This is a genomic window from Myroides oncorhynchi (assembly GCF_020905415.1).
Classification (GTDB): Bacteria; Bacteroidota; Bacteroidia; order Flavobacteriales; family Flavobacteriaceae; genus Flavobacterium; species Flavobacterium oncorhynchi_A.
The window spans coordinates 485,926-509,866 of the sequence record NZ_JAJJMP010000001.1; the positions used below are offsets into that span (position 1 = coordinate 485,926).

The following is a 23,941-nucleotide window of genomic DNA, read 5'->3' on the forward strand; positions in this document are numbered from 1 at the left end:
TATTTATTACTTTTATTTACTAGAAACTATCTTACCTTTGAGTAAATCCATTTACATTTGCAAAAGAATAGAATATTGCATACAATTATTTTAGACTAAAGCAATACAGTATACTTTTAAACGTTATAAAAGTAATTGCTTATTAAAAAATAAAAAATATTGATACTTTTTCGATTAAATGAAAGTATTCACATTGCTAATTAAACGTTAATTATTAAATTGCGTACAATTTTATATCCATTTATAACGAGATGAAGATTAAAGAGCTTTTAAACTTTCGACTACTTGCAGGTATATTAATCGCTGCTAGTATTACGAGTTGTGGAAATTCAAACAGTAATGTTTCAACTGCTACAGGTTGGAAAATCAATGATAGTAAAGGTGGTTTCCAATACAACACCAAATACGAACAACGAACTCCCAAAGGAATGGTTGCCGTAGAAGGAGGTACATTTACAATGGGACGTATTCAAGAAGATATTCTTGCAGAATGGAATAACAACCCTAAAGAGATGTATGTACAATCTTTTTATATGGATGAAACAGAGACTACTAATATAATGTATAATGAATATTTATATTGGTTGCGTACTGTATATCCTCAAAACAACGAACTATATCAAGAAATCTATAAAAGTGCTATTCCTGATACAACAGTTTGGAGAGGTCCTTCTGGATTCAACGAATCTCTTATCACGAGCTATTTAAGACATCCTGCCTATGCTAACTATCCTGTAGTGGGAGTTACGTGGGTACAAGCTAATGATTATGCTAAATGGAGAACTGATCGTGTTAACGAATTAGCTCTAGAAAAAGCTGGCTACTTAAAGAAAGATGCAAAAATTATAGATGCTGAATCTGATGCTCACTTTAGTACTGACACATACTTAATATCTCCAGAATCTGTTTATGGAGGTAATTCTGATATTGCTTATAAAGGAAAAGCAAATAAAGCTAAAGAAGGAGATCGCAATCTATATGCTACACAGAACTCAGGATTATTTACATCTCAATTTAGATTACCTACTGAGGCTGAATGGGAATATGCTGCTATCGGATTGATTGGCAATAGAGAGTACAATAATTATAAAGGCCGTAAAAAGTATCCTTGGGATAAAAACAGCAAACGCAAAAAAGGAAAACCAATTGTTCAGAATACTAAATACGCGAACTACAAACAAGGTCGTGGAGACTATGGTGGTATAGCTGGTTGGTCAACTGATAATGGAGATATTACTAATGCAGTAAAATCATATCCTCCTAATGATTTCGGTTTATATGATATGTCTGGTAACGTTGCTGAATGGGTGGCAGATGTTTACGATCCTACGATTGATCAAAACGAAACAGATTTCAATTTCTATAAAGGAAATGTATACTACAAAAATAAAATAGGAGCTGACGGAAAAATAGAAATAACAACGAACGAAACAGTTAAATTCGACACACTTAGCACTGGAAAGTTAAGAGCTAGAAACTTACCTGGACAAGTTGCACAAGAAATATTAGATCCTTCAGTATTCGATGATAATATACAGACTGGTTTAGGAGGTAGAATAAAAGGTGAAGCTCCTACTCCTTTAAAAAGAGCAACTCTTTATGATGAAAAATCACGTGTAATTAAAGGTGGATCTTGGAAAGATAGGGCTTACTGGTTAGACCCTGCTACTAGAAGATTCTTCCCAGAAGATCAAGCTACAGATTATATAGGATTTAGATTAGTAATGACTAAAGTTGGTCCAAAATCTGATAAACGCAAAACAAAGAATTAACATTATTTAAAATATTCTTTTTCAAAAGCCCTAATTGCATTAGGGCTTTTTTTTATACTTTTGATCTATGGATATTACAGAACTTTACCAATGTTTTTTACAGTGTGATGGTGTATCAACGGATACGAGAAGCATACAGCCTAATTCACTTTTTTTTGCATTAAAAGGAGACTCTTTTGATGCTAATCTATTTGCTCAAGAAGCTTTAAATAATGGAGCTGCTTATGTCGTTATGGACAACAAAAAGTTGGTAACTGATCCAACTAAAATGTTATATGTTGCAGATTCCCTAGGAGCTTTACAACAATTAGCAAAACACCATAGACAACAATTAGGCTTACCTATTATAGCCCTGACAGGTAGTAATGGCAAAACCACTTCTAAAGAACTTATCGCTGCTGTACTTAGCAAAAAGTATAAGATAGCTGCTACCAAGGGAAATCTAAATAACCATATTGGTGTTCCTTTAACATTATTGTCTATATCTGAAGATACAGACTTGGGAATTATAGAAATGGGAGCTAATCACAAACAAGAAATAGCAATGTTATGTGAAATTGCAGATCCTGATTTTGGGTACATTACTAACTTTGGAAAAGCGCACTTAGATGGCTTCGGAGGTTTTGAAGGTGTTATTAAAGCTAAAAGCGAACTATATGACTACCTAGAAGACAATCATAAAACGGCGTTTGTAAATATAGATGATCCTCGACAAGATGCTAAAACAATTACTTTTAATCGCTTTACTTTTGGTAGTGACGATTCAGCAGATATAGTAATTGATAAATTAGAAGCACAACCTAATGCCACTGTTTATTACAAAGGTGAGAGTATTAACTCTAATCTTACAGGTATATATAATGCTACTAATATTGCTGCTGCTCTGACTATTGGTGATTTTTTCAATGTTGAACTACATGATATTAAAAATGCTATTGAGCAATATATCCCTACAAACAATCGATCTCAATGGATTATAAAAGACCAGTCTATGATCCTATTAGATGCATATAATGCTAATCCAAGTAGCATGGATGCAGTACTTACTAACTTTGATCATTTAAAAGATGATAGAGATAAAGTATTCATCCTAGGAGATATGTTAGAACTTGGACAGGAGGGATTAAAAGAACATAAAGATATTATTGAACGAATCGACAAAGTAAATAACAAAACAGCTTACTTTATAGGAAAGGAATTTGCTAAAGCAGCTATAAACACAAATTACAAAAATATCTTTTACTTTGAATCATTTGACCTATTTAAAAAGCACATTCAAGATGTTTCTAATGAAGCCTTCCTAAATAAATTAATTTTAATTAAAGGATCACGAGGGATAGCGTTAGAAAGAGCACTAGAACTTATATAAAAACAAAAAAGAGCTAATTAGCTCTTTTTTATTTTCTATTCACTCAATTCTAATCGAGTAATTAAAGGGTAATGATCTGAATTCTTAAATTCCGAATACGTATTAAAAGACTTTACATGTATACGAGGATCTACGAATACATAATCAATTCGCATAGGATAATAAGAAAAATCATACGTCTTCCCAAATCCTGTACCACCTTCTACGAAAGCATCATTTAAATCCCCTCTAATATTGCGATACACATAAGAATAAGCACTATTATTCATATCACCACAGATAATCTTAGGTATAGAGACATCATTCATGTGGGATTGTATCAACTCCGATTGCACTTGCTGTTCTTTAAATGCCTTTGCGATTCTGTTAACGATCATTTTAGACTTAGCTTCATCTATGCTCTCATGTATATCAGGACTAATACTGATAGATTGAAGGTGTATGCTATAGACACGTATTGTATCTTGTCCTTTTAAAATATCAGCAAAGATCACATTGTTATTTGAACTAGGTAGATTAATCTCTCCCTTATCTAATATTCTATACTTAGAATATATCGCTTGCCCAGTTTTGATCTTATTACCATGTACAGTAATATACTTATATGGGTACTGACTAAATTTGATATTATTATTCTTGGAATACTCTTGAAAACATACTACATCAGGATCATGTAAGTCCACAAACTCTTTTATTTTCTTAGGAATATCTTCATCTGGTATCCAATTAAAAAGATTAAATAAGCGAACATTATAACTCATCAGCGTAAACTCATTATCTCCCAATTCCTCATTTCGTCCAGTAAACTTATAGAACTTATTAATAAACGTAATTCCCAATAATAGTATTAAAACAGACAACCAAATATGCCTTTTAAGTTGCACCAACCAATAGAACAAAAAAGCCAAGTTGATAATTAAAAAGAAAGGTAATATCAGTGTAAACACGGATAAAAGAGGAAATAATTTTGGTGCTAAAAAAGGTAAAAAATATCCTACTAAAGACATTATTGCCACTAGAATATTTGTTCCATACACTATTTTATTAAACCATGATAGGTTCCTCATATCTTATTTATTTCCAGATCTAAATAGAAAATCCTTCTCATCTTTAGTCAAACTTTCATATCCAGATTTACTGATTTTATCTAATATTTTATCTATTTGCTGTTGTCTTGTTTTTCCTTCATTACATACCTCATTCTTCGTATGCTCAACTTTCTTATTGACATAAACTTTCTTAAATTTAGCCCCTTGACTTCGTTTAAATAGATTACTTATCTTATCAAAGATACTACTTAAATCATACCCTTTCTCTAATAATTTTATATAGAGATATCCCATCACTGCTCCTCCTAGATGAGCTAAATGTCCTCCTACATTACTTGTATTTAATTGGATAACATCTAGAACAATGATAAAAACAGCGATATGCCACATCTTTACATTGCCTATTAGTGCTAATCTTACTTGCATCATAGGTGCGTGAACTGCTATTGCTACTAATGGTGCTATCGTAGCTGCTGAGGCTCCTACTAAGACCGCTCCTGTAGTCATAAACTGAGAGCCTATCACAAAGAATATCCCCCCAAATAATGCACCAAATATATATAAGGTCAAGAATTGTTTCTCACTAAAAAAAGTAGAAAATAACCGATTCACAAAGAACAACATAATCATATTAAACAGCAAGTGTATTACACCAGCGTGTATAAATGAATAAGTAAGTATTGTCCATGGTTTAAAGGCTAGTACAGACAGATTACTATTTAATACTAACCACGATAATACATGTGAACTAAACGCTGAGAAAAAAGCATTCAATATAAGAACAACTAAACCTATCCCTACATTCCAATAAATGATCTTCTGTGCAATACCTCCAGCTCTATACTGGTATTTTAAATCATCTAATATCTTACTCATTATCTATCCCAGCGATTACGATCAAACTGCGTCTTCTTAAAGTACAACATCAACAAATATCCCATCAAAGCACCACCTATATGTGCAAAGTGAGCAATACCACCGCCTCCTCCGAATAAACTAAAACTACCTACTACTCCTCCATATAAATCAAGCAACAATATACCAGGTACGAAATATTTAGCCTTTACTGGCACTGGAATAAACATCATCATCAACTCTGCATTAGGGAACATAAAAGCAAAAGCTACTAATAATCCATAGATAGCTCCTGATGCTCCTACTACTGGTGTATTATATGCTGATAAAAAATTAGTCAATTCTCCTTCTTTCAATATTCCTCCCCATCTTAAATCATACTTCCCTTCTGCTAATAATGCCATTACATCTGACGATGAATATCCATTATCCACTAACGTTGACACAGCTGAATGTACACTATAGTAATTAACTCCTGTATGTAATAAAGCCGCTCCAAAACCACATAATAAATAGAATGTAAGAAACTTCTTACCTCCCCAAATAGATTCTAAGGTAGTTCCAAAAGAAAACAAAGCAAACATATTAAATAATATATGCATCAAACCTCCATGCATAAACATGTGGGTCAAAGGTTGCCATGCGTAAAATCGTGGATTATCAAAATAATACATAGCAAACAACTCTTGGATAACTGGCATAAATGCACTTGCTCCGAAGAATATTAAGTTTACTATAATTAAATGTTTTACGGTCTCTGATATTCTCATTATAATGCGAATTTTTTTTCTATATCTTCTACTCTCATTGTGATAAAAGTAGGCTTCATAAATGGTGATACACTCGGTTCTTTACAAGCAAAAAGCGAATTAACGATATTCTCTTGCTCTTCTTCATTTAGCACAGTACCTGTCTTGACAGATAAACTATGTGCTAATGATTTAGCGATGCGGTCACTCTGACCCATTGCTGTTTTTGGCACACCATCTTGGAAGTCACTGATTAGGTCTTCTAAGACGATAGACGCCTCACTCTCTGATATATTTACAGGTAGTCCTGAGATCACCACATAATCCTGTGTCATATGCTCAAATCCAAATCCTGTCTGTTGTAACATCGGATATAACTCTCTAAGTATCTCTACCTCATAAGGAGAATAATACAATGTCAATGGAAATAACAACTGTTGTGATGAAGCGGTGTGATTCTGGATGCTCTCCATAAACTTCTCATACAGTATACGTTGATGTGCTCTCCCTTGATCAATGATTACCATTCCTGATTTGATTGGACTCACGATATACTTTCTGTTAATCTGAAAACGCTTCACTCCAGTTATCTCCCCTTGTTTGTTTTCAAAGAGATTACCTGTTATGAAATCACTCTCTAATTTTATGCCAGACACATCTAAATCCTCACTTGTCGAACGCAATCCTTCATACAAATTCTCCCATCCTTCAATGTTACTCTTAGATGACACCACTCCTTTAGAAGATGATTTGCTACTTCCACCAGATGATTTACTCATCTTAGATTCGATCACATCCGTATTTCTATTCACTTTTGACCCTAAAGTCATTCCATCTGCATAGTCATCACGAGTGATAGCATTTCCTTTGCTCTCTAACACATCTCCATAAGAAGTTTCTTCCTCTACATCAGCTGTGCTTGTAGAAAATCCTTCTATATAATCAGAAGAAGAATTCCCTTTACTTTCTAACGCTTCATCAAACGAAATATTCTCTAATACATTACCTTTACTTTCTAACGTCTCCTCAATCGAAATATTTTCTGATACATTACCTTTACTTTCTAAAACATCAATAAAACGAGTATTCTCTATATCATTTCCATTATTTGTGATCTTATCCCCAAAAGGATTCATCGTCACATAACTCTCTTTATTCTCTAAGTCATCGATAAAGCGGTTATTCTCGATATTACTATCGGTATTTCCGATAAACATTGCCGCATTATTATCAAATGGATTGTATTCAAACTTATCAGTCTGCAAGATTAATTCTCTATGAAACGGGTTAAAATTTCTATCCACTTCTATCGTAGGTGTAGACGCTTCTTTTCCCTCAAAATCATAAGGTGTATCTAAACTAGCATCACGTTGAAAGTCTAATACTGGTGCTACATTAAACTGTCCAAGACTATGCTTAATGATCGAGCGTAGAATACTGTATAATGCCTGTTCATCGTCAAACTTTACCTCTGTCTTAGTCGGATGAATATTGATATCGATACTATCAGGTGGTACGTTAAAGTAAATGAAATAGCTAGGATGAGTCCCTTCTTTTAATAGTCCTTCATACGCCGCCATAATAGCGTGATGTAGATAACCACTCTTCACAAAGCGGTCATTCACAAAGAAAAACTGTTCTCCTCTACTCTTCTTTGCAAACTCTGGTTTCCCCACGAATCCCAATACTTCTACAATCTCTGTATTCTCCTTAATTGGCACCAACTTCTCATTCGTACGCGTCCCATAAACATTGACGATACGCTGACGAGAATTACTAGGCAATAGGTTAAATACCTCACTGCCATTGTGGATTAACGAAAAATGTATATTGTGATGCACTAAGACGATTCGCTCGAACTCATCTATAATATTGCGAAGCTCTACGTTATCTGACTTTAAGAAATTGCGTCGTGCAGGAATATTAAAGAATAAATTCTTCACAGAGAATGACGTCCCCGCAGGGGTTACAGCTACCTCTTGGCTTACTAATTTAGTTCCTTCTATCACGATGTGCGTACCTAGTTCAGTATCGTGCTTACGTGTTTTTAACTCCACGTGAGCGATAGCGGCGATAGACGCTAACGCCTCCCCTCTAAACCCTTTAGTACTCAGTGCAAACAAATCCTCTGCCTTTGAGATCTTAGATGTAGCGTGTCGTTCGAACGACATACGAGCATCTACATCACTCATTCCCTTTCCGTTATCTATAACTTGTATTAAGGTTTTACCAGCCTCCTTCAGAATCAGTTTTATCTCCGTAGCTCCAGCATCGACAGAGTTCTCTATCAATTCTTTAACCACAGATGCAGGCCTCTGAACTACTTCTCCAGCGGCTATCTGATTCGCTACGTGATCCGGTAGTAAACGAATAATATCTGACATCTATTTGCTCCTATATTTTTTATCTAATTCTTTAGATGAATTCTACTTAAACGACAAATTTAAAGAATTAATAACTCCTTTACTATTTCGAAGTTATAATTTATTTCTAAATTATTGGGTCTATTAAGTATTACCAGATTTTATAGTGTGCTAAAATATATCTAGTAGATGTTTTTAGTGAATACGACAGACTATATATTGACAGAATAATCCGTGACGTGCACTTTCACAAGACACATCCACACGGTAGCCACAATCCTTGCGCTGTCGCAGACTTGTAGTCCGTGACGTGTATGTCCACAAAACAAACTTGACGTATATACATACCCCTCCATCCTCCCCCTACTTAATTCCAATGCTCAGCTAGTCGTAGATTATGTATCAATACGAGAACCATTGCTCGACTAATAGTTCTCAGAGTGACCATTTACGGCGAATACTCGAGCAACTGTCGAGCAACTTAGCATGAGTACTTACTCTTACTAGGATTGAGAGGGGTAGTAGAAATAGTCCCGACTAATCAAAAAAATATTAACTACATTAAATACAGCTATTTAAGTATTTTTGATGTTTAAAAAACATATACTGCTTTTTGAGAATTATGGTATTTGGGGCTATAATGGGGTGGTTTGATAAAAAAAGGGAGATATACAATGGGTATTTTGAAGTAAAATGGAGCAATAAGAGAAAGAAAACAAAAAAAGCGGTTCGTATTTTTTAGATTTTATAGAATGATTGGTAGTAGAGAGATTAGATCTAAAAAAGAATGGGAAAGGATCATAAGTTGTAAGTATTCTCAGGGATAATATACTAGTAAATAATACGCACAAAAAAAGAGGACTACCATTTAAGGAAGTCCTCTTTATATATTTTAAAGCAACGTAGTGTTACGCCATTCTATTTAATTCGATCATTTTTAAAGCTGCAATAGCTGCTTCAGTACCTTTGTTTCCGTGTTCTCCTCCACTGCGTGCGATAGACTGCTCGATGTGGTTATCTGTTAATAGACAGAAGATAACAGGGATATCAGATATTAGGTTAAGATCTTTGATACCTTGAGTAACACCTTCACATACGAAGTCAAAGTGCATAGTCTCCCCTTTGATTACACAACCTACTACAATCACAGCATCTAAAGTTTCGTCCGCTTCTATCATTTTCTTCGCACCGAATATAAGCTCGAAGCTACCTGGTACATTCCATCTCACTACGTTTTCAGTTAATAAACCACAGTCTATCAGTGCTGCTTCTGCACCAGAGTACAGTCCATTAGTGATTTGGTCGTTCCACTCTGATACCACGATACCTACTCTAAAATCTTTCCCATTCGGAAGTTTAGATTTGTCGTATTCAGATAAGTTCTTATTTGCTGTTGCCATAATTATTGAGCTAAACCTATTAACGCATCAACACCTCTATACTCAACAGAGCCTTGAAAGTTATTTTTGATTTCATTAAAGTTCTTAAGTGCTTCTTCTTTGTTCCCCATCTCTAAAGCAATTAAACCAGCTTTATTCAAAAAACGAGGAGTCGTAAAATCATTTTTTTGCTTAGCAGCAGCTTTTTGATAATACTCTAATGCTTCTTTTTGTTGACCAAGTTCAGAGAATGCATCACCTATAGCTCCTAAAGCCAATGGAGCTATTACAGCATCATTCCCTTTAAATTTTTCTAAGTGTTCAATAGCTTTAGTAAACTCTCCTTTATTTAAATATGCTGTACCAGCATAATATTGTGCTAAGTTAGCTGATTGAGTACCACTATAGTTTTCTATAATACCTAAGAAACCTAGTTTTCCCTCACCTCCATTTAATGCAAGTGCAAAAAGAGAATCCTTAGCAGTACTATCCATTAATGCATTGTTATAATAGCTTTGTGCTTGGAACATTTCGTTTGCAGCATCATCATTTTTAGGTTCAACAATAAGTTTGTCATAACCTACATATCCTAAAGTAACTAATGCGACAGCTCCTACTAAACCAAAAATAACTTTTTGATTGCGTACTACCCAGCTTTCCATTCTATTAGCACCTTGATCTAAAGAGTTAAAAACTTCAGCTGTTTTACTGTTAGATGCATCAATATTAGTATATTGATCAAACTCAGTATCGTCTTTTTCTTGTTCAGGTTTAGGGGCTTTATATCCTCTTTTATTATAAGTTGCCATTTATACAAAAGTTTAATGAGTGGCAAAAATAGGATTTTTATTGTAATATAAAAGTGCTTTCTATCTATATTTTTGATAATTTGCACCAAAATTTCCTAAAGCTCTCTCTAAAACGTTAAAATAACTGATAACCAAGTGTATTTAAAAAAATTAAACATATTAAATTTCAAGAATATTAGTGACAATACGTTCACTTTTAACCAAAAAATAAACTGCTTTATTGGACTTAATGGTGTTGGTAAAACTAATATCCTAGATGCCATCTACTATATGGCATATGGCAAGAGCTACTTTAACCCCATTGCTGTCCAAAATATCAAGCATGAGGAAGAATTCTTTGTTATCGATGGCACTTTTGTTAAAGACGAAAAAGACGAACACATTGTATGTAGTCTTAAAAAAGGGCAAAAAAAGATACTAAAACGCAATAATAAAAATTATGAGAGATTCTCTGATCACTTCGGATTTATCCCTTTAGTCATAATATCACCCTCAGATAGTGACCTTATTACTGAAGGAAGTGAGACACGTCGTAAGTTCATTGATAGCGTCATCTCTCAGATGGATGGCAACTATCTTCAACTACTAATCCAATATCAGAAATTGATCAGTCAGCGAAATGCCTTATTAAAGAGCTTTGCGCAAAATCAGTATTTTGACGGAGAAACTTTAGCTGTGTATAATGAGCAAATAGCCGAACTAGCACAACCTATCTATGAGAAAAGAAAGAGTTTTATAGAAGAATTCACTCCTATATTCTCTCGCTATCACGACCTTATCACAGACAAAAAAGACGATGTTTCTCTTAAGTATGAGACACAATTATCTGAGAAGTCTATGTTAGAACTCTTTCAAGAGAATATAGCGAAAGACAGAATGCTACAGTATACCTCTGTTGGAATACACAAAGATGATTTGGCATTTGAACTAAAAGCACATCCAATCAAGAAATTTGGTTCACAAGGACAACAAAAATCATTCTTGATTGCTTTAAAACTAGCACAATTTGATTTTCTAAAAACCCAACGAGGAGTAGCTCCTATTTTATTATTCGATGACATCTTTGACAAACTAGATGAAAACAGAGTCAGAAAGATACTAGAATTAGTCAATTTAGATACCTTTGGTCAACTTTTTATTTCTGATACACATGCTGATAGGACAGAAAGTTTATTAGATAGTATTCATCAAGACTACGAAATATTTAAAATACAACAAAACGAAGATTAAACTAACACCACTCAAGACAATGAATATCCATGAACAAGTATCGCTAAAGCCATATAACACCTTTGGTTTAGATGTAAAGGCAAAATATTTTGTTGAAATAAAAAATCTAAATGATTTAAAAGAAATAGTGAAAGCGAATAAAAGTGACAAACTATTCATCTTAGGTGGGGGTAGCAATATGCTTCTAACTCAAGATATCAACAAAATAGTTGTCAAATTAGACCTTCAAGGTATATCTGTCCTTAAAGAGGAGGAAGATTTCGTATACATAGAAGCACAAGCTGGTGAAAACTGGCATGAATTTGTGCTTTGGTGTATAGATCATGAATATGGAGGAATAGAGAATTTATCCCTTATACCTGGTAATGTAGGTACAACACCTATTCAGAATATAGGTGCTTATGGTGTAGAAATAAAAGATGTGATGTATAGTTGCAAAGCGTTAAACATAAAAACACAAGAAATAGTCGAATTTTCTAATACTGAATGTGAATTTGGATATAGAGATAGTATCTTTAAAAACTCACTAAAGGATCAATTTATTATTATTTCCACAACCTTTAAACTAACAAAACACAATCATGTTTTAAAAATAGAATATGGAGCTATTAAAGGACAATTAGACATTAATAATATCGCACAACCAACTATTAGAGATATCAGTAACGCTGTCATTGAGATTCGCGAGAGTAAACTACCTAATCCTAAAGAAATTGGCAATAGCGGTAGTTTCTTTAAAAATCCAATTATCAATAAAGATCACTTCTTAAGATTACAAAAAGGTTATCCAAAAATGCCCTTTTATACTATCAGTGAAGACGAAATTAAGATCCCAGCAGGATGGCTAATCGAGACTAGCGGTTTTAAAGGATATAGATTAGGCGATGCTGGAGTACATCAAAACCAAGCTTTAGTATTGGTTAATTATGGTAAGGCAGAAGGTAGTCAAATCCAAAAACTAGCTAAAACTATACAAAAAGAAGTCTTTAATCTATTTGGTATTTTAATACATGCAGAGGTTAATATATTCTAAGATATTGAAGTATTTATTCAATCACAAAAAGTAATTATTTTTACTTCCTTAACGCAACAAATAAAGTGTTATTTTTAAGAAAATAGCGCTTTATATTATTAAAATCTAACATATAATCAACCTAAAATAAGCTTAAATAAATTATCAGATGATTTTTAATTAAGCACTTACAATGCATTAACAGATTAATCGTACATTTGCTGACCTTAAGCGATTAGAAATTCACTATGCTAACACTTTTATTTTACATTTTTATTGCTGTTATTGTCATTGAAATACTGCAATACATTATCATTTACGGACCATTGGCAATGGCTACTAGCTTTCCTACTAAAAAACACACTGATTTAGAGCCTGTATCTGTAATAGTATATGTAAAAGAACACCAAGAAAAGTTAGATAACTTCCTATCACTACTTATCGCACAGACATACCCTACTTTCGAAATCGTATTAGTCTACACTGAGTCTGATGATGATGGTTTAGAAATATTAGAAGCATTCTGCCGTAAGAACCCTAGTATAACTAGATTAGTCAAGGTGGCAAATATAGAGGCTTTCTGGGGGAATAAAAAATATGCACTTACACTAGGAATGAAAGTGGCTAAATACGAACGTTTTATATTTATAGAACCAGCAGTTGTACCTAGAACTGAGAATTGGCTTTTAGCGATTACTAAAGGGTTTTCTACATCTAAAAAAATAGTCTTAGGACATACTAAAATCGAAAAAAAGAAACGATCATTTATCAATCAGTTAATTAGATTTCAGAATAACTTTAAGACTATAGACCTTTTTTCGTGGACTCATTTTGGCAAGCCATTACATGGTAATGCTTATAACCAAGGCTATAACAAGGAACTGTTTTTTAAAGTAAACGGTTTTATAGATCACATGCATACTCCTTATGGTGATGAATACGCTTTTATAAGCCAAATAGGAACTAGTAATAATGTAGCTATCGCTTATGACCAGGATAGTTTTGTGGGGCTACAAGTAGATAATAAAACTTCTACATGGATTAATAATGTAAAAAAATATGATTTGCATATAAAAGCATCCTCTTTTTTTACGCAATTAAAAATAAGATTTTTTAACCTTTGTCACTTATTATTCTTTGCCTTATTCACCATATTAATGTCTTTTTTATTTAATTGGGAAATCGTTCTAGGATTATTTGCATTCCGTTATCTTATCTTATACATCTATAATTATAGATTGTTCAAAACATTCGATGATAAAGATTTGATCTGGACACTGCCATTCTTAGAAATTATTCATATTTTTATAACTACATATTACTCATCTATACATTTTATTACGCGTAGAAAGATTTGAAAACTTTAGTTCAAGAAAATATTTTAGCCGCTCAAAAAGGCGACCAGATAGCATTTACATTTTTACTGAATCACTATTGGTCTGAAGTTTACAACTTTATGCTAAAAAGAACAGCTAATGAGATAGATGCTGAGGATATTACTATTGAAACTTTTTCGAAGGCATTCACCAATATCAGTAAGTATGACCCTACTTATGCTTTTAATACTTGGTTGGTCAGTATTGCTAAAAACGTGCATATAGATATGATTAGAAAGAGAAAGAACATATCCTTCTTTGATATCAATGATGAAGAGAACCAACAGTATCACAATATTATAGATGACACCATGAATAAAGAAGATGAACTAATACAAGAGCAGAACTTACTTATCTTTAAAAGTTACATCAATCTACTTAAACCACACTACCAAGAAGTAATCGATATGAGATTCTTCCAAGAGATGTCCTATAACGAAATAGCAGAGGCGCTTAACGAACCCCTTAATAATGTAAAAGTTAAGATTATGCGTGCTAAAAAACTATTAGCAGAGATAGTCCTTAAGCAAATAGACCAAAACTTCTCTATCTAAAAATAATTCACTTCTCACTTGAACATTGTTCTATATGTTCTCTAATTTTAGCTTACCTCCTTATTTGGATTCAGAGTAGTACTTTCATGTCCCTACTTTAACATAATATCTTAGTAGACAAACTATTAAAAACTCCTTCCCTACTAAAAAACACCACAATAAAGACCAAACAATCCATATCATTAAGCAACAAAAAGCAAAAAGTAAACACAAAATCCCTAAATAAACAAAACAATAAACAATATAACAAACAATAATATACAAATAACACAATAAAGCATACTTTGTTTAAAAAAGTGCAAAATGTTGCATAAAACTGATAAATGTCAATATAAAAGACATTATTGTCTTCTATCTTTGATATACAAAATATAACTAACATAGCACATACTTATGAACGCAAAAACACATTTATTAAAAAACAAACTTGGAGTCTTAGCATTGGCATTAAGTTTATTAACTATCGGTAGTTGTTCTCAGAAAGACAATAAAACTACAAAGATGACAGCAGATATGGCTGAACAGATTGTAACTAATGGAAATTTAGAAGCAGAATTAACTTCTCCTCCGTTTGTACCCAAACCTGTAGGAAGTAGAGACGCTGCTAAATTAAAAGTAAATCTAGAAATATTAGAACAAGAAGGTGAAATGGTGGACGGAGTAAAATATATGTATTGGACCTTCGGTGGTACAGTACCTGGTAGCTTTATCCGTACACGTGTAGGTGATGAAGTAGAGTTTACACTTAAAAATCACCCTGACAATAAACTTCCACACAACATAGATCTACATGCTGTGACAGGTCCAGGTGGAGGAGCAGCTTCTTCATTAGTCGCTCCAGGTCACGAAGTAACCTTCTCCTTCAAAACGCTACAACCAGGATTATATGTCTACCACTGTGCGACAGCTCCTGTAGGTATGCATATCGCTAATGGAATGTATGGATTAATCTTGGTAGAGCCTGAGGGTGGATTACCTCCTGTAGATAAAGAATACTACATCATGCAAGGAGATTTCTACACAAAAGGAAACTACGGTGAGAAAGGACTGCAACCTTTTGATATGAATAAAGCGTTAAAAGAACAACCTGACTATGTAGTATTTAATGGGCATGTAAATGGATTAGTAAACGAAAATGCGATTACTGCTAAAGTAGGAGAAACTATTCGTCTATACGTAGGTAATGGTGGACCTAACTTAGTGAGTTCATTCCACGTTATCGGAGAGATATTCGATAGAGTACATGTAGAAGGAGGCGATCTAATCAACGAAAACGTTCAGACTACACTAATCCCTGCAGGGGGTGCAGCCATCGTAGAGTTCAAAGTAAATACTCCAGGTACTTTCGTTATCGTAGACCACTCTATCTTTAGAGCATTTAATAAAGGGGCTCTAGGTATGCTGAAAGTAGAAGGAAAAGAAAATGAAAAAGTATTCGCTGGTAAGATCAGAGAAGGAGTTTATCTTCCTGAAGGTGGTACTATCCAAAATATGCCTAAAGAAGCTGCTAAAAAAGAAGTAATCGAAAACAAAACTGTAGCACAACAAATAGCTGATGGTAAAAATGTATTCACAAGAACTTGTTTTGCTTGTCACCAATCTGAAGGACAAGGTATAGATAAGATCTTCCCTCCACTTGCTAAATCTGACTATTTAAATGCAGATGTAAACAGAGCAATAAAAGCAGTTATTAACGGACTACAAGGAGAAATTACTGTAAACAATGTAAAATACAACTCTATCATGACAAGTCAAGGGTTAAGTGACCAAGAGATAGCGGACGTACTTACTTATGTGTATAACAGTTGGGGAAATAATAAAACTGTAGTATCTCCTCAAATGGTTCAAAAAAATAGATAAAATGTTTTTTCTTAATAAATCAAATATCATCGTGTGTCTTCTGAGTGTACTGACATTTAGCTTGTCATATGCTCAGAAAGCCACACCGATGGTTACTATTAAAGGTGGAACTTTTGTTCCACTATATGGTAGTACAGAAGAAGGCAACGCTAAAGTAGCTTCGTTCAAAATAGATCAATATGCTGTAACAAATGAGCAGTATGTTGAGTTTCTAAAGAAAAACCCTACCTATCAACGTTCACAAATTAAAGCTCTCTTCGCTAACAAAAGTTACTTAGCTCATTGGGTAGGTGACTTAGATTATGGAGATCTTAAAGCTAATGCTCCTGTAACTAACATCTCATGGTTTGCGGCTAAGAAATACTGCGAATTACAAGACAGAAGGTTACCTACTATGGATGAATGGGAATATGTAGCAATGGCAGATGCGAAGAATATGGATGCACGAGAAAAAGAGGCGTATAACAAGTACATCTTAGCTTGGTATGAAACCCCAAAAACTTATGTCAATCCCGTTGGCAGTACATTTAAAAACTACTGGGGAGTATATGATATGCACGGATTAATCTGGGAGTGGGTATCAGACTATAACTCTATCTTCTTATCAGGTGAAAGCCGCAAGGATAAAGGGAATGACGAAAATCTATTTTGTGGCAGTGCATCTATTAATGCATCTGATCTAATGGACTATGCTGCATTTATGAGATATGGATTCAGAGGTAGTCTAAGAGCTAACTTTACGACAAAGAACTTAGGATTTAGATGTGCAAAAAACTTATAATAGGAACATCATGAAAAAAATACAAATAGCACTATCAGTTTGTTTTAGCTTATTATTAATTGGTTGTAACGAAACTAAAAAAACTGAAGAACAACTTCAAAGTACTGAACAAACAACTGAACAAGTATCCGATAATAAAGAAATATCAGACTTATCTATCTATAACTTACCCTCTAAGTGGACCACACAAGATGGCAAAGACATCGAGTTAAAAGACTTACAAGGCAATGTATTAGTGATGGTTATGATCTACACATCTTGTAAGGCTGCCTGTCCTCGATTAGTTGCAGATATGCGTAATATAGAAGAACGTGTAAAAGGTAAAAACTTAGATAAAGTCAAATATGTATTAGTAAGTATAGATCCAGAAGTAGATACGCCAGAACGTCTTAAAGCCTTTGCTAAAGAGAATAAGATGGATGGTGACCAATGGATATTCTTGCGTTCCAACGAAGAAGATACTCGTGAGTTCGCAGCTACACTTGCTGTCAACTATAAAAAGATATCTCCTATGGACTTCTCACACTCTAATATCATCAGTGTGTTTAATACTAAAGGAGAATTAGATTATCAACAAGAAGGACTTGGTGTAGACTATACTCCTACTGTTACAGAAATAGAGAAACAATTGGCTCTAATTAAATAAGAAAGTTAGTTATTAAATGCAAAACAGCGTTATGGCAATACTATAACGCTGTTTTTTGTATATTTTTCCAAGGTTTAATTTATCCCTCCGTAGCGTACAAAACTACCTAGTATTAACATAATGATGCTAATAGTAGTCACGGCTAAGATATGAAAGGTCATCAATGGCAATTTCTTGATATCTGTCTTAAGACGTGGCAACACGTAAAACTGCGCACTTATAGCTAATAAGGCAATACCGATTAGACAGCTTAACTTAAGTGAGACAACGCGCTCTATGGGAGTTTCAAAAGCAAACCACGTAGCTATCTTGACATTATAGATATAAGCCATGCGAACTCCTGTTAATAGCATAATCAATAGAGCAGGCATACCGAACCACTCATATCTACTCTCGAAGTTAAATAACTTCTCTACTGATTGCTCTTTCCATACTTGAGGTAGTATTACTACACTTAACAAGATATGCCCTCCTACCCAAATAGTAGCTCCTAATAGGTGAAGTATTAATAAAAGGTGTAATTCATTCATGATTTTCTAATTTTTAAATAAGACCCTAAAAAGCATGCTATACTAACAGGTAACAATATAGATGCATAAAACAATAACAACGGTGTATTCTCTATCCATATCTCACCTATAAAACCTTGTAACCCCTGTATAAACAGAATAGCCTCTGTCAGTATAAATCCTGATAACAAGAGTATGATAGCTACTTTAGTCCAAGTATTCACGCTTAGTTTATACTCTTGTATCATTAGCCAAAGTCCAAAACCACTGAGTATACCAAGCATATTCAAATGTATAAAACCAACTATCCAACTGCGCAAAGCTTGCAGTTGAGTAGCTAACACTTCTGAGACAACGGCTAACTGCATTGTTATTCGCATTATAAAACACAGTGCTGCTAGTATTATCAATAGCCATACAAATACTCCTTGTTTATTAGTTCTTGTCTTAATTGCACTAAAAACAGGCTTTACTAAATATCCTACTGCATATAGTTGTAGAAAAACTCCTATCACACTTAAATAGTGTAAAACAGGCAACTCCACATACCAACTTAAAGGTAATGCATAGGTTAACACCACAGACAATATCCACGTATAATAAAATGGTTTAAACTTCGATAAAGAGTAGCCTTTAAATACAGTAGTAAATAATAAAGTAATGAATGCTGTCATAAACCATCCATCAAACTGAAAATGCAAAAATAACTGTATGCAAATTTGGTAGAACGCACTTGTCTTACCTAACATTCCTACTGCAGGGCCTAAACACCAAACTCCTAAAGTAGAAAGAACCATAAAGAACAGTGCTGTCTTTAGGAGTGTACCTTGTTGTGTTCCTAATACAGTATTGTATTTCCATAAATGAACTACAAAAATATAAGAACAAATAATGTGTAAAGTAGAGAATGTGATAGATGCGGCTGCATATCCCATAATAGGAAAGGTAACTGCCATTCCCAATACAGCCAACTGAGTAATCCAAAACAACCTCGTGTAAAATCGTTGTTCTTTTGGAGTATCAAGAGCAAATTTCTGTACAAATAATACATAGGCTAATAAATATAACCATCCTAATAGTGCTATGTGTGAATGTGTGTGTAGTATGTATAAAAATGTCACCCCTTCTATCGGATAAACGAACATACTTCTAAGTAACAATCCAAATAGTGCTGCTACTAAAAAGTTAACTAAGAGTATGATGTAATAAATAGGTTTCATACGTTTTTATACAAGAAGTGCCTCAATACTAAGATAAGGCACTTCTATAACAATTAAAAATATTATGCGAACTTTTGTTCTAATACTATAGCACTTGGAAACAATATATTATTTTCTAAGTGAATGTGTTTATGCAAATCCTCTTCAAATTCTTTTAACATTGCATACGTCACTTTATAGGTATTACACCCATCAGCTGGTGGAGTATAATTATTTGACAACTCTGCTATTTTTCGGAAACGTTCTCCCTCTCCATCATGTTCATGCATCATCATGGCTACAGGATTTTGCACCGTACCGAAGTGAGGTGTATTAAGCGGTTGTCCTGAGATGGTAGATGATACCATCTGGCGAACAAATGGAAATAGAACCAACTCTTCTTTTTTAAGGTGTTGACTAAGCTCTTGAGCACAACCAATAAACAGCTCATTTATCTCATGTAACTCAGGGTGTCTATCTCCGTGCACTCTACTTAGTTTATTTAAAAACTGTAGTAACACAGGTATTTTCTCTTCCACATATCTGTGATGCGTTTTCTCTATATAATCAGCCAATAAATCTAATGGCCATTGTCTAAAGTCAATACTACCCTCTGCCTGTTGTGTTAATAGGCGTTCTAACTCTCCTACTAATTCCTCTTGATTCACTGATTTTTTCTCACATACTTCATCTATGGTACGTCCTCCTTTACAACAGAAGTCTATTCCATATCTATTAAATATTGCTGCTGTTCTAAAATCTTCTGCTACAAATGAGCCAACTGTTCTATTTTTCATGATTGCTTTTTTTAAATGTTAGTTTGAAAACAAATAATACGACAGCGAATATTCCCACTGTAAATACTACATCTCCTATTGTACGAAGCCATTTTAAGGTATTCATAGCTGGTAGTTGCATCAACTCACTTGAGCGAGCATACCACATCCCGTGTTGAATACTTTCGATCGCTTGCCATATTCCTATTGGTAATAGACTTAATAATGCCATTAATAACAATCCTAAGTTCAGTCCCCAAAACCCTATTTTTAATAACTTATCATTCCATTTGACATCTCTATAAATACTTCTAAGTACAAATAACATTAACCCTATTCCCAACATTCCATATACTCCGAATAAGGCAGTATGTGCGTGAAGAGGTGTTGTATTAAGTCCTTGTACATAATAAAGAGCTATTGGTGGATTGATAATAAACCCAAACACTCCCGCTCCTAAGAAGTTCCAGAATGCCACTGCTATCATAAAGTATATTGGCCATTTATAATCTTCTAACCACCCTTTATGAGTAGATAACTTATAGTTCTCATACGCTTCATACCCTATCAGTGTTAAAGGCACTACTTCAAGCGCACTAAATGTAGCTCCTAATGCCATTACAGCTGTTGGTGTACCTGAGAAGTATAAGTGATGGAATGTTCCTATTATCCCTCCTGACATAAACACTATCGTAGAGAATAATGCACCATTAGTAGCTGTTTTTGTTTTAATCAATCCCATTCGCACGAATAAGAAAGCTAACACTACAGTTGCAAATACTTCAAAGAAACCTTCTACCCATAAATGCACTACCCACCATCTCCAATACTCTGCTATGGCTAAGTTAGTTTGTCTTCCCCACATTAATCCAGCTCCATAGAATAAGGCAATAGCCCCACATGAGATTAAGAATAAGATAATCAAGTTTCGATGTTGACTACCTTTCTCTTTTAATACAGGTATAAGTGGTCTTATCATTAATGCTAACCATACAAACAAACCAACAAATAAGAATATCTGCCAGAAACGTCCTAAGTCTACATATTCATATCCTTGATGACCAAACCAGAAGTTTTGTACTAAGTCAAGTTTCTGCATAATACCAAACCACTGTCCTATCATAGAACCAAGCACAATAATCAGTAAGGCAACAAATAAGAAATTCACTCCGAATACTTGGAACTTAGGATCTTTACCTCCTACAGCAGGCGATATATATAACCCTGTACCTAACCACGCTGTCGCAATCCAAAAAATAGCCAACTGTGTATGCCATGTACGAGTCACAGAATAAGGTAAGATCTGATCTAATGGAATACCATATAGTCCCTGTCCTTCTACACCATAGTGTGCTGTTAGAATACCTAGTGCTACCTGTAATAACATTAACAGACATACCACCCAGAAGTACTTCTTCAGAATAGTCATACTCTTAGTCACTACCCCATTTGACACAGGATCTATTGCAGGCACCATCTCTTCCTCTTCTTGTTTAGATGCGACGTGATAGTACACTAATACTCCTACTGCAAAGATTAACAAGATAACACTTACTCCTGACCAAGCGATAAGAGGTGTTGTAGCTACGTTACCTACTAAATCTTCTGCAGGCCAGTTATGGGTATAACTTACATCATTATCAGGCCTATTCGTTACTGTAGCCCAAGTAGCCCAAAAGAAGAAAGCATTTAGTTGTTTTAATCTAGTTGGATCTGTTATTGAATTATTCGGGATAGCATAGTCTTTACGCAATTGTGCAAACTCTGAATCATCAGTAAATAGTTTACTATAATATTCTTGAAGATATAGACGAGCCATATTACGCTCTTCTGATATCGTTAAGACTCCAGTAGCTTTATTGTATGTATTAGATCTAACGTTATTTTGAAGATGTGCTTTTAAGTAGGCTTGCTCTTCTACAGATGCTTCTGTATAAGGCTTACCATACTTTTCATTAGCATAATAATCTAATAAATACACAGCCTCTCTATGTAGATAGTCAGCAGTCCAGTCAGGTGCCACATAAGCTCCATGTCCCCACACTGAACCTACTTCCTGTCCACCTATACTCTGCCAGACATTCTGACCGTCTTTTATATCACTTGCTAATAATACTTCAGTTCCATTCACAGTCTTTACTACTGTCGGAACTGGTGGAGCTTCTTGATATATCTCAATACCAAAATAACCAAGAACCCCAAATGAGAATAACATTACTATCGTGAATGCTATCCATAATTTCTTTTGCCTTTTGTCCATATTGTCTAATAGAAGATGTTTTTGTCTTTTATGTTTATATAAAAAAAGGGAAGTTACTCCCTACGTATAATTACACCTTTAAAAAAGTATCACCAGATTTGGTACCATTGGCTAACTCTTTTAAAGTAGTAGTTTCTAACATTTGCCTTAACCCTTCACGAATCGCTTTAAACTTAAAGTGCACAGGACAAGGATGAGTTTCAGAACACTCTGCTAATCCCAATCCACATCCCTTATAGATAGAATCTCCATCTATAATATTCACGACCTCACATAATTTTACCTTATCTAAATTAGATACAGGTATTTCAAATCCTCCACCTACACCTTTCACTGATTCAATAATTCCACTCTTAGAAAGCTTCTGAAGTATCTTAGCTGTAAAAGCTTCCGGAGCGTCTATCTCTTTCGCTATTTCTTTAAAGCCTACACGTTCTCCTTTCAGTGAAGAAACTGAAATAAAAACGATTGAACGAATAGCATACTCACAAGCTTTAGAAAACATATCATTTACTTTTACACTACAAATATAAAACATAATTTAGACATAAAAGATAAAAAAGTCCTTTATATGTAAATAAAAAAAGCAACATTAGTTTTTAAGCTAATGTTGCTTTTTATCATTTTGATTATAAACAATTTATCTAAACACAATATCCGCAATTACATCTCTTCCCAAATCTTCATTGATCATACGAATAATTTTACTTTTACCATAAGTCAATTCCTCACGCACTATAGGAGAAGATAAAGCCACATATAACACATCTCTCTTTAAAAGAATATCTAAAGTATAATTTGCTATACCAGGCCCCAATAAATTCTTCCAAGCTGTACGCACATCCAAATTATCTATCCCTTTATCAAGGTTATTTGACTGGATAAAGATTTTCAAAAGATCCTGTATACTACTTTCTTCTCTGATACGCTTATTTACATCATACTTTTTCAATATACTCTCTTATTTAAGTGTAAATGGTACTGCTTTTTTATAATAATACATGATATCATTTTCATTCTTCACTACAAACTCGTCCTCATCCAATTTTATCAATTCCTCTTTCCACTCAGCAAAATCAGTTTTATATTTTAACCAAGTTATACCATTCTCATTAATTATAGTAAGCTTTTCAGCTACCTCATTAGTTAAATACTCACCGTTAACCTGAGGCATAACCTTCTGACGAATCCCTTCTCCCTTCTCATTAATTTCGAAGTAATCTATTGATGCATTGATAGTGTAGTCTTTCACCTCACCTTCAGGCATCTTAGCTTTCTCTATTTCCCAATACCCATTCATCACTTTTAAGTCTTCATTAGTGTAAGTTTTCCCACAACTAACAACCAAAAACAAAATACTAGCAAAAAAAACTTTATATACTTTAGTCATCAC

At 34.0% G+C, this 23,941-nt stretch carries 22 protein-coding genes; 9 read left to right on the top strand and 13 right to left on the bottom strand.

The features are described 5' to 3' along the window. The first annotated feature begins 251 nt into the window (after positions 1-251). Both gldJ and LNQ81_RS02005 read left to right on the top strand, forming a co-directional pair. Entirely contained in the window at positions 252-1,772 is a 1,521-nt protein-coding gene (gene gldJ, locus LNQ81_RS02000; RefSeq protein WP_229944508.1) for a gliding motility lipoprotein GldJ, read from the top strand. A gap of 67 nt (positions 1,773-1,839) precedes the next feature. Beyond that, positions 1,840-3,141 carry a UDP-N-acetylmuramoyl-tripeptide--D-alanyl-D-alanine ligase gene (locus tag LNQ81_RS02005; protein WP_229944509.1) on the top strand — a complete coding sequence of 434 codons (1,302 nt, stop codon included), beginning with the start codon at positions 1,840-1,842 and terminating at the stop codon, positions 3,139-3,141. 35 nt (positions 3,142-3,176) lie between these two features. Here LNQ81_RS02005 and LNQ81_RS02010 read toward each other — a convergent pair whose 3' ends face one another. The 6 genes from LNQ81_RS02010 to LNQ81_RS02035 all read right to left on the bottom strand — a co-directional run bounded on the left by LNQ81_RS02010 (position 3,177) and on the right by LNQ81_RS02035 (position 10,345). After that, complete coding sequence (locus LNQ81_RS02010) at positions 3,177-4,208, bottom strand: endonuclease/exonuclease/phosphatase family protein (RefSeq protein ID WP_229944510.1); 1,032 nt, start codon at positions 4,206-4,208, stop codon at positions 3,177-3,179. A gap of 3 nt (positions 4,209-4,211) precedes the next feature. Then, the gene (locus LNQ81_RS02015; RefSeq protein WP_229944511.1) at positions 4,212-5,066 is read right to left on the bottom strand and encodes a rhomboid family intramembrane serine protease; all 855 of its coding nucleotides are present in this window, start codon (positions 5,064-5,066) and stop codon (positions 4,212-4,214) included. After that, positions 5,066-5,815, bottom strand: coding sequence for a rhomboid family intramembrane serine protease (locus LNQ81_RS02020; RefSeq protein WP_229944512.1), 750 nt, complete (start codon positions 5,813-5,815; stop codon positions 5,066-5,068). The genes LNQ81_RS02015 and LNQ81_RS02020 overlap by 1 nt, the downstream gene beginning before the upstream one ends. Continuing rightward, complete coding sequence (gene mutL / locus LNQ81_RS02025) at positions 5,815-8,178, bottom strand: DNA mismatch repair endonuclease MutL (RefSeq protein ID WP_229944513.1); 2,364 nt, start codon at positions 8,176-8,178, stop codon at positions 5,815-5,817. Before mutL ends, LNQ81_RS02020 begins: the two co-directional genes overlap by 1 nt. Before the next feature lie 887 nt (positions 8,179-9,065). Continuing rightward, positions 9,066-9,557: a 6,7-dimethyl-8-ribityllumazine synthase gene (gene ribH, locus LNQ81_RS02030; protein ID WP_229944514.1), complete on the bottom strand. Its 492-nt coding sequence runs from the start codon at positions 9,555-9,557 to the stop codon at positions 9,066-9,068. Positions 9,558-9,559: 2 nt separating this feature from the next. After that, positions 9,560-10,345 (bottom strand): tetratricopeptide repeat protein, encoded by a 786-nt coding sequence (locus LNQ81_RS02035; RefSeq protein ID WP_229944515.1) that lies wholly within the window; start codon positions 10,343-10,345, stop codon positions 9,560-9,562. A gap of 135 nt (positions 10,346-10,480) precedes the next feature. Here LNQ81_RS02035 and recF point away from each other — a divergent pair, with 135 nt between their 5' ends. From recF to LNQ81_RS02070, 7 genes are all read left to right on the top strand, one after another. Further along, complete coding sequence (recF, locus tag LNQ81_RS02040; protein ID WP_229944516.1) at positions 10,481-11,575, top strand: DNA replication/repair protein RecF; 1,095 nt, start codon at positions 10,481-10,483, stop codon at positions 11,573-11,575. Positions 11,576-11,594: 19 nt separating this feature from the next. Further along, complete coding sequence (gene murB, locus LNQ81_RS02045; protein WP_229944517.1) at positions 11,595-12,608, top strand: UDP-N-acetylmuramate dehydrogenase; 1,014 nt, start codon at positions 11,595-11,597, stop codon at positions 12,606-12,608. A 227-nt stretch (positions 12,609-12,835) separates the two neighbouring features. Then, complete coding sequence (locus LNQ81_RS02050) at positions 12,836-13,945, top strand: glycosyltransferase (RefSeq protein WP_229944518.1); 1,110 nt, start codon at positions 12,836-12,838, stop codon at positions 13,943-13,945. Next, positions 13,942-14,517, top strand: coding sequence for an RNA polymerase sigma factor (locus tag LNQ81_RS02055; RefSeq protein ID WP_229944519.1), 576 nt, complete (start codon positions 13,942-13,944; stop codon positions 14,515-14,517). The genes LNQ81_RS02050 and LNQ81_RS02055 overlap by 4 nt, the downstream gene beginning before the upstream one ends. A gap of 393 nt (positions 14,518-14,910) precedes the next feature. Continuing rightward, positions 14,911-16,377, top strand: a complete 1,467-nt coding sequence (gene nirK, locus LNQ81_RS02060) for a copper-containing nitrite reductase (RefSeq protein WP_229944520.1) — start codon at positions 14,911-14,913, stop codon at positions 16,375-16,377. 1 nt (position 16,378) lies between these two features. Further along, positions 16,379-17,158 (top strand): formylglycine-generating enzyme family protein, encoded by a 780-nt coding sequence (locus tag LNQ81_RS02065; protein WP_229944521.1) that lies wholly within the window; start codon positions 16,379-16,381, stop codon positions 17,156-17,158. A 10-nt stretch (positions 17,159-17,168) separates the two neighbouring features. After that, complete coding sequence (locus LNQ81_RS02070; protein WP_229944522.1) at positions 17,169-17,804, top strand: SCO family protein; 636 nt, start codon at positions 17,169-17,171, stop codon at positions 17,802-17,804. Between the two features lie 74 nt (positions 17,805-17,878). On the opposite strand, the gene LNQ81_RS02075 is transcribed toward LNQ81_RS02070, so the two are convergent. The 7 genes from LNQ81_RS02075 to LNQ81_RS02105 all read right to left on the bottom strand — a co-directional run bounded on the left by LNQ81_RS02075 (position 17,879) and on the right by LNQ81_RS02105 (position 23,938). After that, a complete protein-coding gene (locus LNQ81_RS02075; protein WP_229944523.1) occupies positions 17,879-18,334 on the bottom strand; it encodes a CopD family protein in 456 nt (151 codons plus the stop codon). Continuing rightward, complete coding sequence (locus tag LNQ81_RS02080) at positions 18,331-19,533, bottom strand: hypothetical protein (protein WP_229944524.1); 1,203 nt, start codon at positions 19,531-19,533, stop codon at positions 18,331-18,333. Before LNQ81_RS02080 ends, LNQ81_RS02075 begins: the two co-directional genes overlap by 4 nt. Before the next feature lie 62 nt (positions 19,534-19,595). Continuing rightward, positions 19,596-20,309 carry an iron-sulfur cluster repair di-iron protein gene (gene ric / locus LNQ81_RS02085; protein ID WP_229944525.1) on the bottom strand — a complete coding sequence of 238 codons (714 nt, stop codon included), beginning with the start codon at positions 20,307-20,309 and terminating at the stop codon, positions 19,596-19,598. Beyond that, complete coding sequence (locus LNQ81_RS02090) at positions 20,299-22,548, bottom strand: nitric-oxide reductase large subunit (protein WP_229944526.1); 2,250 nt, start codon at positions 22,546-22,548, stop codon at positions 20,299-20,301. Before LNQ81_RS02090 ends, ric begins: the two co-directional genes overlap by 11 nt. A 70-nt stretch (positions 22,549-22,618) precedes the next feature. Beyond that, entirely contained in the window at positions 22,619-23,053 is a 435-nt protein-coding gene (locus tag LNQ81_RS02095; protein WP_229944527.1) for an RrF2 family transcriptional regulator, read from the bottom strand. Positions 23,054-23,188: 135 nt separating this feature from the next. After that, positions 23,189-23,500, bottom strand: coding sequence for a DciA family protein (locus LNQ81_RS02100; protein WP_229944528.1), 312 nt, complete (start codon positions 23,498-23,500; stop codon positions 23,189-23,191). Between the two features lie 9 nt (positions 23,501-23,509). Beyond that, complete coding sequence (locus LNQ81_RS02105) at positions 23,510-23,938, bottom strand: hypothetical protein (RefSeq protein ID WP_229944529.1); 429 nt, start codon at positions 23,936-23,938, stop codon at positions 23,510-23,512. Positions 23,939-23,941 lie beyond the last annotated feature (3 nt).

Excerpts from the sequence above, each read along its gene's own strand:
- ribH (WP_229944514.1), bottom strand. The coding sequence starts at position 9,557 with ATGGCAACAGCAAATAAGAACTTATCTGAATACGACAAATCTAAACTT.
- LNQ81_RS02010 (WP_229944510.1), bottom strand. The coding sequence starts at position 4,208 with ATGAGGAACCTATCATGGTTTAATAAAATAGTGTATGGAACAAATATT.
- LNQ81_RS02080 (WP_229944524.1), bottom strand. The coding sequence starts at position 19,533 with ATGAAACCTATTTATTACATCATACTCTTAGTTAACTTTTTAGTAGCA.
- LNQ81_RS02015 (WP_229944511.1), bottom strand. The coding sequence starts at position 5,066 with ATGAGTAAGATATTAGATGATTTAAAATACCAGTATAGAGCTGGAGGT.
- LNQ81_RS02070 (WP_229944522.1), top strand. The coding sequence starts at position 17,169 with ATGAAAAAAATACAAATAGCACTATCAGTTTGTTTTAGCTTATTATTA.
- LNQ81_RS02105 (WP_229944529.1), bottom strand. The coding sequence starts at position 23,938 with ATGACTAAAGTATATAAAGTTTTTTTTGCTAGTATTTTGTTTTTGGTT.
- gldJ (WP_229944508.1), top strand. The coding sequence starts at position 252 with ATGAAGATTAAAGAGCTTTTAAACTTTCGACTACTTGCAGGTATATTA.
- LNQ81_RS02035 (WP_229944515.1), bottom strand. The coding sequence starts at position 10,345 with ATGGCAACTTATAATAAAAGAGGATATAAAGCCCCTAAACCTGAACAA.
- LNQ81_RS02075 (WP_229944523.1), bottom strand. The coding sequence starts at position 18,334 with ATGAATGAATTACACCTTTTATTAATACTTCACCTATTAGGAGCTACT.
- nirK (WP_229944520.1), top strand. The coding sequence starts at position 14,911 with ATGAACGCAAAAACACATTTATTAAAAAACAAACTTGGAGTCTTAGCA.
- murB (WP_229944517.1), top strand. The coding sequence starts at position 11,595 with ATGAATATCCATGAACAAGTATCGCTAAAGCCATATAACACCTTTGGT.
- LNQ81_RS02095 (WP_229944527.1), bottom strand. The coding sequence starts at position 23,053 with ATGTTTTCTAAAGCTTGTGAGTATGCTATTCGTTCAATCGTTTTTATT.
- mutL (WP_229944513.1), bottom strand. The coding sequence starts at position 8,178 with ATGTCAGATATTATTCGTTTACTACCGGATCACGTAGCGAATCAGATA.
- LNQ81_RS02050 (WP_229944518.1), top strand. The coding sequence starts at position 12,836 with ATGCTAACACTTTTATTTTACATTTTTATTGCTGTTATTGTCATTGAA.
- LNQ81_RS02090 (WP_229944526.1), bottom strand. The coding sequence starts at position 22,548 with ATGGACAAAAGGCAAAAGAAATTATGGATAGCATTCACGATAGTAATG.
- ric (WP_229944525.1), bottom strand. The coding sequence starts at position 20,309 with ATGAAAAATAGAACAGTTGGCTCATTTGTAGCAGAAGATTTTAGAACA.
- LNQ81_RS02005 (WP_229944509.1), top strand. The coding sequence starts at position 1,840 with ATGGATATTACAGAACTTTACCAATGTTTTTTACAGTGTGATGGTGTA.
- LNQ81_RS02065 (WP_229944521.1), top strand. The coding sequence starts at position 16,379 with ATGTTTTTTCTTAATAAATCAAATATCATCGTGTGTCTTCTGAGTGTA.
- LNQ81_RS02020 (WP_229944512.1), bottom strand. The coding sequence starts at position 5,815 with ATGAGAATATCAGAGACCGTAAAACATTTAATTATAGTAAACTTAATA.